The 13235-nt window shown below is 74.3% G+C and carries 11 protein-coding genes; 10 read left to right on the top strand and 1 reads right to left on the bottom strand.

Features of this window, described 5'->3' with window-relative positions; genetic code table 11:
• Positions 1–49 precede the first annotated feature (49 nt).
• From HUT06_RS15195 to metK, 8 genes are all read left to right on the top strand, one after another.
• Entirely contained in the window at positions 50–937 is an 888-nt protein-coding gene (locus HUT06_RS15195; protein ID WP_176196333.1) for a dihydroorotate dehydrogenase electron transfer subunit, read from the top strand.
• The gene (locus tag HUT06_RS15200; RefSeq protein ID WP_176196334.1) at positions 934–1914 is read left to right on the top strand and encodes a dihydroorotate dehydrogenase; all 981 of its coding nucleotides are present in this window, start codon (positions 934–936) and stop codon (positions 1912–1914) included. Before HUT06_RS15195 ends, HUT06_RS15200 begins: the two co-directional genes overlap by 4 nt.
• Positions 1911–2612, top strand: coding sequence for an orotidine-5'-phosphate decarboxylase (gene pyrF, locus HUT06_RS15205; RefSeq protein WP_176196335.1), 702 nt, complete (start codon positions 1911–1913; stop codon positions 2610–2612). Before HUT06_RS15200 ends, pyrF begins: the two co-directional genes overlap by 4 nt.
• A 770-nt stretch (positions 2613–3382) precedes the next feature.
• Complete coding sequence (gene mihF, locus HUT06_RS15210) at positions 3383–3709, top strand: integration host factor, actinobacterial type (protein ID WP_026405770.1); 327 nt, start codon at positions 3383–3385, stop codon at positions 3707–3709.
• Between the two features lie 94 nt (positions 3710–3803).
• Positions 3804–4391 (top strand): guanylate kinase, encoded by a 588-nt coding sequence (gmk, locus tag HUT06_RS15215; protein ID WP_176201377.1) that lies wholly within the window; start codon positions 3804–3806, stop codon positions 4389–4391.
• A gap of 26 nt (positions 4392–4417) precedes the next feature.
• Positions 4418–4672, top strand: coding sequence for a DNA-directed RNA polymerase subunit omega (rpoZ, locus tag HUT06_RS15220; RefSeq protein WP_021597645.1), 255 nt, complete (start codon positions 4418–4420; stop codon positions 4670–4672).
• Positions 4673–4797: 125 nt separating this feature from the next.
• A complete protein-coding gene (gene coaBC, locus HUT06_RS15225) occupies positions 4798–6018 on the top strand; it encodes a bifunctional phosphopantothenoylcysteine decarboxylase/phosphopantothenate--cysteine ligase CoaBC (RefSeq protein ID WP_176196336.1) in 1221 nt (406 codons plus the stop codon).
• A 188-nt stretch (positions 6019–6206) separates the two neighbouring features.
• A complete protein-coding gene (gene metK, locus HUT06_RS15230; protein ID WP_176196337.1) occupies positions 6207–7400 on the top strand; it encodes a methionine adenosyltransferase in 1194 nt (397 codons plus the stop codon).
• Between the two features lie 86 nt (positions 7401–7486).
• Here the strand turns inward: metK and HUT06_RS15235 are convergent, their stop codons facing one another.
• Positions 7487–9037: an MFS transporter gene (locus HUT06_RS15235; protein WP_254715192.1), complete on the bottom strand. Its 1551-nt coding sequence runs from the start codon at positions 9035–9037 to the stop codon at positions 7487–7489.
• A gap of 259 nt (positions 9038–9296) precedes the next feature.
• On the opposite strand from HUT06_RS15235, the gene HUT06_RS15240 reads away from it, so the two are divergent.
• Positions 9297–11402 (top strand): primosomal protein N', encoded by a 2106-nt coding sequence (locus tag HUT06_RS15240; protein WP_176196339.1) that lies wholly within the window; start codon positions 9297–9299, stop codon positions 11400–11402.
• A gap of 16 nt (positions 11403–11418) precedes the next feature.
• Positions 11419–13227, top strand: a complete 1809-nt coding sequence (locus HUT06_RS15245) for a hypothetical protein (RefSeq protein WP_176196340.1) — start codon at positions 11419–11421, stop codon at positions 13225–13227.
• Positions 13228–13235 lie beyond the last annotated feature (8 nt).

Below are 13235 nucleotides of genomic sequence, written 5' to 3' on the forward strand. Positions count from 1 at the left end.
GGCAGCCTCCGCCCGGCCCGCCCGGCGCACGACGAGGAGAGGGAGACGGGTGTCCGACACGCCGGTGCAGACGTCGGCGACGGTGCTGACGGTCCGCCAGGTGCAGGACTACCACGCGATGACGCTGGTGGCCCCGGCCATCGCCGAGCGGTTCCGGCCCGGCCAGTTCGTGGCGCTCGCCGTCGGCGGCGAGCACACGTCCCGCCTGGTCCGCCGCTGCTTCGGCGTCCACGAGGTCAAGTCCGACTACGGCGGCACCGTCGAGCTGGTGTTCGCCGACACCGAGCCCGGCACCGGCTGGCTCGCCGGCCGCCGCTCCCGCGACCAGATCGACCTCGTCGGCCCGCTCGGCCGCCCGTTCCGGCTGCCCCGCGACCCGGTGACCTGCCTGCTCGCCGGCGGCGGGCCGGGCGGCGCGGCGGTGTTCGCGCTCGCCGACACCCTGCTGCGGCGCGGCTGCCAGGTGCACTTCGTGCTCGCCGGGCCGTCCGCCCGGCAGGTGTTCGGCTCCCGGATGGCGCAGCGGATCGGCGACAGCTCCACCGTCGCCACCGAGGACGGCTCGATGGGGGAGAAGGGCACCGTCCGCGACGTCCTGCCCCGCGTCATCGAGGAGACCGGCGCGGACGTCGTCTACGGCTGCGGCCCGACGAGCCTGCTGCGCTCGGTCACCCAGGTCGCCGGCGACTTCGGGCTCCCCTCCCAGGTGTCGGTCGAGGAGTTCCTGCAGCAGACCGGTGCGTGCGGGATCGGCGTGTGCATGACGTGCATGCTCCCCGTCCACGGCGACGACGGCGTGACCCGCATGGTCCGCGCCTGCGCCGACGGGCCCGTCCTGCGCGGCGACCGCGTCCGGTGGGGCGACCTCGGCACCATCCCGTTCGACGCGCTGGGCGCGCCGCGCGTCCTGAACGTCACCGAGGGGGGCTCCCAGTGAGCGACCGTGTCAGGACCGCGCTCGGGCCCCTGGAGCTGCCCAACCCCGTCATGACGGCCGCCGGGTGCGGCGGGACGGGGCGGGAGCTCGCCCAGTTCTTCGACATCTCCCGCCTGGGCGCGTTCGTCACCACGTCCGTCATGCCCCAAGCGCGCGCGGGACGCCCCACGCCGCGCGTGACCGAGACGCCCAGCGGTCTCCTCACCGCCATGGGCCTCCCCGGCCCCGGCGTGGAGACCTTTCTTGAACGCGACCTGCCGTGGCTCATCGAGCAGGACGCCCGCACGATCGTCTCCGTCGCCGGCAACAGCGTCGAGGAGTACGGCGACATGGCCCGCCGCCTGCGCGGCGTCCCCGGCGTCGCCGCGATCGAGGTCAACGTCGCCTGCCCCAACGCCGAGGACCGCGGGCGCGTGTTCGGCTGGCACCCGGCCGCCGCCGCGTCCGTCGTGCGGGCCGTCCGCGACCACGCCCGGCCCGGCGTCCCGGTCTTCGCCAAGCTCGCCCCGGACGTCACCGACATCGTCACGATCGCGCTCGCCTGCGTCGACGCGGGCGCCGACGGCCTCACCCTGATCAACACCATGGACGCCATGGCGATCGACACCGGGACGCTCCGGCCCGCCCTCACCGGCGTGTCGGGCGGGCTGTCGGGGCCCGCGGTCCGGCCCGTCGCGGTCCGCTGCGTCTACCAGGTGCACGCCGCGCTGCCCAGCACGCCCATCATCGGCGTCGGCGGCATCGCCACCGGCCTGGACGCGCTGGAGTTCATCCTCGCGGGTGCCTGCGCGGTCGCCGTCGGCACCGCCGTGTTCCACGACCCCCTGGCCGGCCCCCGCGTCCTGCGCGAGCTGGAGGAGGCGCTCGCGGCCCGCCGCATCGGCGCCCTCGCCGACGCGGTCGGCCTCGCGCACAAGCCCGCCGGGTACGTTCCGCCCCAGGTGCGCCCGCAAGAGCCCGAGAAGGAGAAACTGTGACCGCCCCCATCGCCGTCGCGCTGGACGCGCCCGACCTGGAGACGGCCGCGCGCTGGGCCACCCTGGTGACGCCGCACGTCTCCACCGTCAAGGTGGGCCTGGAGCTCTACCTGCGGTACGGGCCGGACGTCATCGCCAGCGTCCGCGGCGCCAGCCGCGTGCAGGTCTTCCTGGACCTCAAGCTCCACGACATCCCCGCGACGGTCCGCGGCGCCGCCCGCGCCGTGGCGCGGCTCAAGCCGTCCTACCTGACCGTGCACGCCGCCGGCGGGCCCGCGATGATCCGCGCGGCCGTCGAGGCCGCCCCCAGCACGTCGATCGCCGCGGTGACCGTCCTGACGTCGCTGGGGGACGCCGACCTCGCCGCGCTGGGCCTGTCCGGGCCCGCGCCGGACGCCGTCCGGCGGCTCGCCGTGCTCGCCGTCGAGGCGGGCGCGCAGGCCCTCGTCTGCTCCCCGCAGGAGGCCGCCGCGGTCCGCGCCGAGGTCGGCCCGGACATCACGCTGATCACTCCGGGTGTCCGCCCGGCCGGCGCCGACACCCAGGACCAGGCCCGCGTGGCGACCCCGGAGGCGGCCCTGGCGGCGGGCGCGGACCTGCTGGTCATCGGGCGCCCGATCACCGGCGCCCCCGACCCCGGCGCCGCCGCCGCGGCGATCGCGGCCGCGCTGCGGCGCACCTCCGCCGACGTCCGCTGACGCCCGCCCGGCACCGGCCCGCCGCGCCGATTGCGGTGACCGCGGGTGCACGTGCGGAACTGCATTCAACGAAAGTTTCGGGGCGTTCTCAGCCGGGTGGGATCGCACATTGTGGTTTTAGTCGCATGCGAATGGCGGGGACGGAGTGTTCGCATTGCGAGTACGTGCCGAACGAGCAACTCGTTCACGCGGAGTGGCGATTCACCGGCCGGGGAGCCCCCGGCGGGTCGTCCGGTCGTTCCGCGTCCGTGTCGGTGCCCTGGCGGCGGGCGGGGAGCTGGGTGCGGTGGTGCGGCCCTCCGAGCGGGAGACGATCTTGGCGGGGTCGGGTGTTGTCGAGGATGACAGTAACGGTGCCGCCGCGACGTGCGGAACGTCCCGGCGTGACGAGAGTCACTCGGTCGGGATGGGTTGTGGGAGACCTCACAGAGGGCGGCGGAGGGCGGTCGCGGAGGCCCGCCGGCGGCCCGGCGGAGCGCGGCGGGACGCGCCCGGCGGGGCGCGAACCGCTGCGACATAAGGGTACCGAGTGCCGCATTTGAGGTCAGATTGGGGGGATTTTCACGATCATGCGAAAGTCCCAGCAAGGCACGGGGATGGGCCGCGGACCCCTCCAGATTGGGTACACTCTGTATTCAGGACACTCCGGGGAGTGATTTTCGTGAATTTGTGGTGGGCTAAACGGCACTTCACGTTGCCTTATGGGCGGTGAACTCGCTAGTTTCCCAACCCGTCCGACTCCGTCGAGTGGAAACCTGAGGTGACCCGGCGTGGCTCTTCCGCCCCTAACCCCCGAACAGCGCGCCGCAGCCCTGGAGAAGGCTGCCAAGGCGCGCAAGGAGCGGGCCGAGGTTAAGAACCGGCTCAAGCACGGGGGAACCTCGCTCGCCGAGGTTCTCAAAGAGGGTCAGTCCGACGACGTCATCGGAAAGATGAAGGTGTCGGCCCTTCTGGAATCACTGCCCGGTGTGGGCAAGGTCCGTGCGAAGCAGATCATGGAGCGCCTGGGCATCGCCGAGTCCCGCCGTGTGCGGGGCCTCGGCGCCAACCAGCGTGCCTCCCTGGAGCGTGAGTTCGGCGGAAGTGCGAACCGCTGACGCGCGACTCACGGGCGGGCGCGGCGGTCAGGCCGCCGCGGCCGGCCCGGGGCGACCCGGCGCCGGCTCCATCCCGTCCGGCTCCGGCGCACCCATTCCTGCGCCGGAAGGCTCCAGCACGCATGGCCCGCTCGCGCGGCGGCTGACGGTCCTGTCCGGACCGTCGGGCGTCGGCAAGAGCACGGTCGTCGCCGAGATCCGGCGCTCGCACCCGCAGGTGTGGCTGTCGGTCTCGGTGACCACCCGGGCCCCCCGCCCGGGTGAGACCGATGGTGTGCAGTACTTCTTCGTCGACGACGCCGGTTTCGACCGGCTCGTCGCCGAAGGGGAGCTCCTCGAATGGGCCGAGTTCGCGGGGAACCGCTACGGCACCCCGCGCCGGCCCGTCGAGGAGCGCCTCGCCCGCGGCGAGCCGGTGCTCCTGGAGATCGACTTGCAGGGCGCCCGGCAGGTCCGCCGGTCCATGGCGCAGGCGCGGCTGGTCTTCCTCGCGCCGCCGAGCTGGGCGGAGCTGGTCCGCCGGCTCACCGGCCGCGGCACCGAGCCCCCCGACGTCATCGAGCGCCGCCTCGACGCGGCCCGCGTGGAGCTCGCCGCCGAGAAGGAGTTCGATGTGACGCTCGTCAACACGTCCGTCCAGGACGTGTGCGATGAGCTGCTAGCCTTGATGGCTGTCCAGTAAGCGACCTACCAGTGGAAGGCCACCGAGTGGCAGCCAGCAACGAGGGCATCACCAACCCGTCGATCGACGAGCTCCTGGAGGTCGTCGACACCAAGTACGGCCTCGTGAGCATCGCGGCCAAGCGCGCCCGGCAGATCAACGCCTACTACGCCCAGCTGGGCGAGGGCCTGCTGGAGTACGTCGGCCCGCTCGTCGAGACCCAGGTGCAGGAGAAGCCGCTGTCGATCGCGCTCCGCGAGACGCGCGAGGGGCTCCTGAACGCCGAGCCCATCGAGGGCTAGCCGACCCGTGGCCGCCGATGCCGCACCCCGGCGCGCGGCGGCCCTCGCCGATGCCCGCAGGGTCCTTCGCGGGGTAGCGGACCCCCGCCGCAGGCTCTCCGGGCGCGCGATGGGATCGTGACCGCATGACCTCCCGAAAGCCGCGCGTCGTCCTCGGCGTGAGCGCGGGCATCGCCGCGTACAAGGTGTGCGAGCTGCTCCGGCGGCTCACCGAGTCCGGCCACGACGTCACCGTGGTCCCGACCGCCGACGCGCTGCGGTTCGTCGGCGAGCCGACCTGGGCGGCCCTGTCGGGCAACCCGGTGTCCCCGCAGGTGTGGGACGGCGTCGCCGAGGTGCCGCACGTCCGGCTCGGGCAGGGCGCCGACCTGGTGTTCGTCGCGCCCGCCACCGCCGACCTGCTCGCGCGGGCCGCGCAGGGGCTGGCCGACGACCTGCTCACCAACACCCTGCTCACCGCCCGCTGCCCGGTCGTGTTCGCGCCCGCGATGCACACCGAGATGTGGGAGCACCCGGCGACCCGCGCCAACGTGGCGACGCTGCGCTCCCGGGGCGCGATCGTGGTGGAGCCCGCGTCCGGGCGGCTCACCGGCAAGGACACCGGCCCCGGCCGGCTGCCCGACCCGGCCGAGCTGTTCGAGGTCGCGCGGCACGTCCTGGCCCGCGGCGCCGACGGCCGCGACCTGGCCGGGCGCCGCGTCGTGGTCTCGGCCGGCGGCACCCGGGAGCCGATCGACCCCGTCCGGTTCATCGGCAACCGCTCGTCCGGCCTGCAGGGCTACGCGCTCGCCCGCACCGCCGTGGCGCGCGGCGCCCGTGTGACGCTCATCGCGGCGAACGTCGCCCTGCCCGACCCCGCCGGCGCCGAGGTCGTCCCCGTCGGATCGGCCGAGGAGATGCACAAGGCCGTCGTGGCGGCCGCCGCCGACGCGGACGCGGTCGTGATGGCCGCCGCCGTCGCCGACTTCCGGCCGGCCGGCTACCGGGGCTCGAAGATCAAGAAGGCGGAGGGCGCGGAGCCCGAGCCCATCCGGCTCCTCAAGAACCCCGACATCCTGGCCGGACTCGGCCGCGACCGGCGCCCCGGGCAGGTGATCGTGGGCTTCGCCGCCGAGACCGACGACGTCCTCGCCAACGGCCGCGCCAAACTCGCCCGCAAGGGCAGCGACCTGCTCGTCGTCAACCAGGTCGGCGAGAACCTGACCTTCGGGCGCCCCGACAACGAGGCGGTGATCCTCGGCGCGGACGGCTCGCACACCGAGGTGCCGCGCGGTGCGAAGGACGCCCTGGCCGAGGTCGTCTGGGATCTCGTCGCCGCCCGCCTGGACGGCTCGCCCGCGCAATGATCGGAGGCCGCCCGGCTCGACCGAGTCACTACCGGCGCCCGGCGGCGATCGGGCTAGACTGCGGGCCTACCACTTGGACACCGCCCACCTGTACCCACTGGACAACGCGCGGGGGACGTCCCCGCCGAACTCGATGACATATCCGTCCTGCGACGTCAGTCAGCAGCCGCTGCAAGGAGTTCACGTACGTGTCTCGCCGCCTGTTCACCTCCGAGTCCGTGACCGAAGGACACCCGGACAAGATCGCGGACCAGATCAGTGACGCGATCCTCGACTCGATGCTCAAGGACGACCCGAAGAGCCGGGTCGCCGTCGAGACGTTGATCACGACCGGCCAGGTGCACGTGGCCGGCGAGGTCACCACCGAGACCTACGTGGACATCCCCGGCGTGATCCGGGAGAAGATCCTCGACATCGGCTACGACTCGTCCAAGAAGGGCTTCGACGGGCACTCCTGCGGCGTGTCGGTGTCCATCGGCGCGCAGTCGCCCGACATCGCGCAGGGCGTCGACGACGCCTACGAGACCCGCGAGGGCGAGGGCATCGACGACCTGGACCGGCAGGGCGCCGGCGACCAGGGCCTGATGTTCGGCTACGCCACCAGCGAGACGCCCGAGCTGATGCCGCTGCCGATCACGCTGGCGCACCGGCTCGCGCAGCGGCTGTCGGCGGTCCGCAAGAGCGGCGACGTGCCCTACCTGCGCCCCGACGGCAAGACCCAGGTCACCATCGAGTACGACGGCGACCGCGGCGTCCGCCTCGACACCGTCGTGGTGTCCAGCCAGCACGCTCCCGACATCGATCTGAAGGAGCTGCTCGCCCCCGACGTGAAGGAGCACGTGGTCGACCCGGTGCTCGCCCAGTTCGAGCTCGACACCGCCGGGTACCGGCTGCTGGTCAACCCGACCGGCCGCTTCGAGATCGGCGGCCCGATGGGCGACGCCGGCCTCACCGGCCGCAAGATCATCGTCGACACCTACGGCGGGATGGCCCGGCACGGCGGCGGCGCGTTCTCCGGCAAGGACCCGTCCAAGGTCGACCGGTCCGCCGCGTACGCGATGCGCTGGGTCGCCAAGAACATCGTCGCCGCGCAGCTCGCCGACCGCGCCGAGGTGCAGGTCGCGTACGCGATCGGCAAGGCGCACCCGGTCGGGGTGTTCGTGGAGACGTTCGGCACCGAGAAGGTCGCCCCCGAGAAGATCGAGAAGGCGGTCGACGAGGTGTTCGACCTGCGTCCGGCCGCGATCGTCCGCGACCTGGACCTGCTCCGCCCGATCTACTCGCAGACCGCCGCCTACGGCCACTTCGGCCGGTCGGAGCCCGACTTCTCCTGGGAGTCCACCGACCGCGCCAAGGACCTGGCCTCCGCCGCCGGTCTCTGACCCGTACACGCGAAGAGGGCCCCGGGGCGACCCCGGGGCCCTCTTCGCGTCTTCGGCTTCGCGTGTACGGGGCTTCGCGTCTTCGGTCAGGAAGGGCAGTGGTTGCCGCGGTGCAGGCCGTAGCGGGCGGCGATGGTGTAGCGGCCGGGCTCCCGCGCCGTCAGCCGCACGAAGTCGCCCTCGCGCGCCAGGCAGGCGTCCCCGCCCGTGGCGCTCAGCCAGGGCGACCACGAGACCCGCATGAGGACGGACCCCTTGGACGGCATGTCGACGACGAGTTCGCCCGCGGTCAGCTCGCGGACGGACGCGGGGCGGTCGACCAGCGGCGTCGGGGAGGCGACACGGAACAGGCGCCAGTGCTCGTCCCGCCAGACCTCGGTGAGGTACGGCTGGCCCTGCTCGACCAGGGCGGCCTCCTCCTGCGCGGACCAGTCGACCTCCTGCTCGGGCAGGACGACGTACTGCACGGACCACTCGTGCAGCCAGTCGCGGTAGGAATCGGCCGTCAGCGCGCCGTCCTCGTAGAACAGCTTGTGGCGCTCGGCGTCGACCTGGCGGTTCCAGCCGCGCGCCAGCACGAAGTGGCGGCTGAGGCCGGCCGACTCCCAGTGGGAGCGCAGCGGCACGACCTCGATGCGGCCCTTGTCGGCGCCGAGGGCGTCCAGTTCGGACACGAGGCCGCGCGCGTGCGCGGCGGCGGCCGCCGCGGGCTCGGTGTGGATCAGGTCGTCGACGGGCTTCACGACCTGCCAGGACGCCGTGACGATGAACGCCAGCGACAGCACCGCGATCCGGACGCGGCCCTGCGCGCGCGCCACCGCCGACAGCAGGAACATGCCGCCGAACAGCAGCGCCAGGCGCTCGACGTTGCTGCCGACGGGCGAGGGGATCAGCCAGGTCAGCAGGATCCCGGCCAGGTACACGCCGGCGCCGACGCGCACGAACGTCCAGGTCTTCGGCGCGCACAGCAGGATCGCGATGACGCTGGCGACGGCGGGCAGCACGATGGCGGTGAGCGAGATCGGCTGCACGCCGCTGAAGGGGAACAGCAGGCTCGTCGTCCCCACCACGAGGGGGAGGCCGAGGGCGAGGCAGACGCCCGCGCGGCGGCGCCCGGTCAGGAACAGCGCGGCGGCCAGCACGAGCAGGAACAGGCCGGCGACCGGGCTCGCGAGCGAGGCGAGCAGGCTCAGGCCGACCATCCCGGCGGCGCGCAGGGCGGGCGTGCCGCGCGAGGTGAACGCCACGATCGTCGCCATGAGCGCGAACAGCAGCCCCAGGCCGAAGGTGACGCGGCCCGAGGCGGTGTTGCACGACAGCGCGAACGCGGCCCACAGCGACGCGGGCAGCGCCACCGGGGCCCGGAACCTCTTGAGCAGGCAGGCGGTCAGGGTCGCCGAGAGCGTGCCCGTCACCACCGCCACCGTGCGGATGCCGAACAGCGCCATCAGGTACGGCGACAGCACGCTGTAGGACACCGGGTGCATGCCGCCGTACCAGGCGAAGCTGTAGGCCGCGCCGGGGTGCTTCCAGGCGAAGTCGGTCCAGGCGGCCTGGGCCGCCAGGTCGCCGCCCTCGGTCGCGAGGGCGAGCGCCCACACCAGGTGGAGGACCGCGGCGGCGGCCGTGGCCGCCACCACCGGATGGCGTGCCCGCCTCTTCCACTGCTTCCAGTCGGGCGAGGAACGTGCGGGACGGCGCGGCGATCCAGGCCGGACCGGGGCGTCCGCCCGCTCTTGAGTATGCGCTGAGGTCACTTCGCCTGCACGGGCTCGTCGGACGGCGGGGGCGCGGAGGGGGGCGGCGGGCAATGGGCCGGCGGGCGCGCGCCCGTTCAAACGGATCAACCCTAGCGTGCCCGTCCGGCCGTCGGGCCGATCTGGTAGGACGGGGAGCGTGACGAAGGACGGCGGGGGGACGGACCTGATCCCGGGGCTGGACGACCTTCCCCGGGCTCCTGCCGGCAAGCCCGACAAGCCCGGCAGACCGAAGAAGGCGGGCAGGTCTGGCGGGCGGAAGGGGGCGCGCAGCCCGGCCGGTGAGCTGCCCGTGGCGCGGATCGCGGTCGACATGTCGCTGCCGCACCTGGACCGGCCCTTCGACTACCTGGTGCCCGCCGAGCTGGACGCCCGGACGGTGCCGGGGTGCCGGGTGCGGGTCCGGTTCGCCGGGCAGCTCGTCGACGGGTTCGTGCTGGAGCGCGCCGCCGAGAGCGGCCATGACGGCACGCTGCTGTTCCTGGAGCGGGTGACCTCGTCCGAGGCCGTCCTGACGCCGGAGATCGCCGCGCTGGCCCGGGAGGTGGCCGACCGGTACGCGGGCACGTTCGCGGACGTCCTCCGCCTGGCGGTCCCGCCCCGGCACGCCCGGGTGGAGGCCGAGCCCGTGCCGGAGCCGGAAGAGCCCGAGGCCGAAGCGGAGCCGGGGGCCGATGACCCCGGCGTGTGGGGCGACTACCCGGCCGGTCCGTCGTTCTTGAGCGCGCTCGCCGACGGGAGGGCACCGCGTGCCGTCTGGACGGCGCTGCCAGGGCCCGGCTGGGCGGCCGCCATAGCGCGTGCCGTCGCGGCCACCCTGAGCAGTGGGCGCGGTGCGATCGTCGTGGTGGCCGACGGGCGCGATGTTGCGCGCGTGGACACCGCCCTCAAGGCCGAGCTGGAGGAGGGCCTGCACGTCGCCCTGACGGCGGAGCTCGGCCCGGCCGAGCGCTACCGGAGGTGGCTCGCCGTCCTGCGCGGCAGGGCGCGGGCGGTCGTCGGCACGCGCGCGGCCATGTTCGCGCCCGTCACCGACCTCGGCCTCGTCGTGCTGTGGGACGACGGCGACGACGTCCACGCCGAACCCCACGCGCCGTACCCGCACCCCCGCGACGTCCTCGCGCTGCGCGCGCACAGGGCGAACGCGGGCGCGCTCATCGGCGGTTTCACCCGGACCACCGACGCCACCCAGCTGGTGGAGACGGGCTGGGCGCACGCGCTCGCGGCCGCCCGCGACGGCGTCCGGGCCGCGATGCCCCGCGTCCGGTACGTGGGGGAGGACGCGCAGCTCGCACGCGACGCCGCCGCGCGCACGGCGCGCCTGCCGAACGTCGCGTTCGAGGCCGCTCGGAGCGCCCTGGAGGACGGGCCCGTCCTCGTGCAGGTGCCCAGGCGCGGGTACGTCCCCGGCATCGCGTGCGGGCGCTGCCGTGAGCCGGCCCGGTGCCAGGCGTGCCAGGGGCCGCTGTCGCTGGCGTCGTCCCATGCCGCCCCCTACTGCCGGTGGTGCGGGCGCATCGCGGGCGACTGGCACTGCCCCGAATGCGGCTTCTTCCAGGTGCGCGCCGTCGTGGTGGGCGCGAAACGCACGGCGGAGGAGCTGGGCAGGGCGTTCCCCGGCGTCCCCGTACGCACGTCCGGGCGCGACGCGATACTCGAACGGGTCGGCCCAGAGCGTGCTCTGGTGGTGTCCACGCCAGGGGCGGAGCCCCCGGCCGACGAGGGCTACAGGGCCGCGCTGCTGCTGGACGGCTGGGTGCTGCTGGGCCGCCCCGACCTGCGCGCGGGTGAGGAGGCGCTGCGCCGCTGGATGAACGCGGCGTCGCTGGTCCGCCCGCAGGGGCCGGTCATCGTGGCCGCCGAAGGGTCGCTTCCGGCCGTGCAGGCGCTCGTCCGCTGGGACCCGGCCACCTACGCCGAGCGCGAGCTGGCCGAGCGGAGGGAGGCGGGGTTCCCGCCCGCCGCGCGGATGGCGTCGCTCACCGGCTCCCCGGCCGCGATCCGGGAGCTTCTGGCCGATGCCAGGCTGCCGGAGGGGGCGGAGGTGCTCGGGCCGGTTCCGGTGCCCGTCCCCGCGGCGCAGGCGGGAACCGGCGTCCAGGAGAAGGAACGCGCGCTGATACGGGTGTCCCGTCCCGCAGGACACGCCCTGGCGCGCGCGCTGAAGGAATCCCAGGGTGTGCGCAGTGCGCGTAAAGCCACGGAGACCGTACGCGTCCAGATCGACCCCCTGGAGCTGATCTGACCAATAGGGTTCTCGGGTGGCCGACAACTGGGTGGAGAGCACCGCCGGCGACCTGCGGCGGTGGGCGGACGAACGCGGCGAGGCGCTGGACGAGCAGGGGGTCCGCATCCTGCTCGGCCTGGCGCGCGAGGAGATGGGCCTGGCGGGGCCGGGCGAGCTGACCCCGGAGGGGGTCCGCGAGCTGCTGCTGAAGGTCTTCCCCGAGAGCGTGGTCGCCGGGAGCGACGACGTCCCGACCGTCCTGGACGCCTTCCGCAAGATCGTCCGCCATCTGGGCGACACCGGCGCGGTCGCCGCGCCGGACGCCGCCGCGCTGGCCGCCGAGATCGACCGGACGGGGCCCGAGTTCGCCGAGGTCGTGGCCGCCGTCGACAGCGACGAGCGGCAGGCCGCCGCCGAGGTGATCAGCGGGCTGATGCAGGCCGACGGGGTCTCGCTGGACGACCAGGAGGCCGTCGACGCGTGGGTGCGCGCGTTCGAGGAGCTGCCCGAGGAAGAGCGCTACGCCCGCACCGAGGAGTACCTGCGGCTGGCCGGCGAGCTGGTCGTCCCGCCGGTCCGGCAGGCGCCCCGGGACGCGCTGGCCGCCGCCGCGCGCGCCTCCCGGCTGACCGCGTCGGTCCTGGCCCTGGCCGCCTGGACGGGCGAGCGCGCCCTCACCGAGCACGACACGCTCACCGACGAGGACATCGACGCCGCCGAGGCCGCCCTCGGGCTGGAGGTCCCCCGCCGCCACGGGCAGCTGGAGGACCAGGGCGAGCTGGAGCGCCTGTGGTGGGCCGCCGTCGAGGCCGACGTCATCACGGCCGAGAACCGCGGTGCCGCCCCCGGCCCGGCCCTCGCCCGCCTCGGGTCCGAGGACGACGAGGAGGTCCTCGCCGCCTGGCTGCCGCTGTTCGAGGCCATGGCGGTGCCCGGCCACGACTACGCGGACGGCCTGGACGCGGTGGAGCTCGTCCAGAACGAGATGACCGGCGTCCTCATCCACCTGTACGAGCAGGAGGAGCCGACGGAGCCGGAGATCCTGGCCGGGGCCCTGCTCGGCCATGTCGAGGAGGCCTACGACCTCTCCGACGCCGAGGCCATGGGCGCCCTCGTCCGGGACGCGGTGCACCTGGAGCTGGCGACCCTGCGGGACTGGGGGATCGCCGAGCCGTCCGGCGCGGGGCTCGCGCTGACGCCGCTCGGCGTGTGGGCCGTCCGGGAGCTGCTGCTGGCGGACGGGTTCACCGCCCCCGTGATCGGCGAGCTGGCCGGTGCCCGCGCGTCCGAGCTGATCGCCGGGCTCACCTGGTACCGGCCCGACGCCGCCGACGAGGAGATCGACGGCTGGCTGGCCGCCCACGATCCCAAGGACGCCGCCGCCGACCTGCTGGACGTCATGCGCACCGGCGGTCCGGGCGCGCGGAACCTCGCCGCGGCCGTGCTGCACCGCATCGGGCCGGAGGCCGCGGGCGTCGTGCGCGCCGCGCAAGAGCATCCGCTGGTGTCGCCCTACGCCGCGCTCTGGCTGAACGCCGTCGGCGACCCGTCCGGGCGGGAGCTGGCCCGCGAGGAGTACCTGTGGGTGTTCGTCGACACCGTCGCCGGGATGCTGGAGACCGCCGAACCGGCGGAGGCGGTCGAGGCGGCCCTCATCGACGCGCCGCCTGAGGCGGAGATGAAGGACATGGTCGACGGCCTGTGGCGCACCGAGCATCCCGGTGCGGCCGACGTCCTGGAGGCATTGGGCGCGCACCATCCCGACAAGGCGACCGCCAAGGCCGCGCGTACCGCCGCCTACAAGGCGCGCTCGGCGGGCCAGGGGGCGCACCGCGGCGTGTGAAGCGGCGT

Source organism: Actinomadura sp. NAK00032, from assembly GCF_013364275.1.
Taxonomy (GTDB): Bacteria; Actinomycetota; Actinomycetes; order Streptosporangiales; family Streptosporangiaceae; genus Spirillospora.

What these genes read in the sequence shown, in the direction of transcription:
- coaBC (WP_176196336.1), top strand. Translation starts at nt 4,798, where the DNA reads ATGACCTCCCGAAAGCCGCGCGTCGTCCTCGGCGTGAGCGCGGGCATC.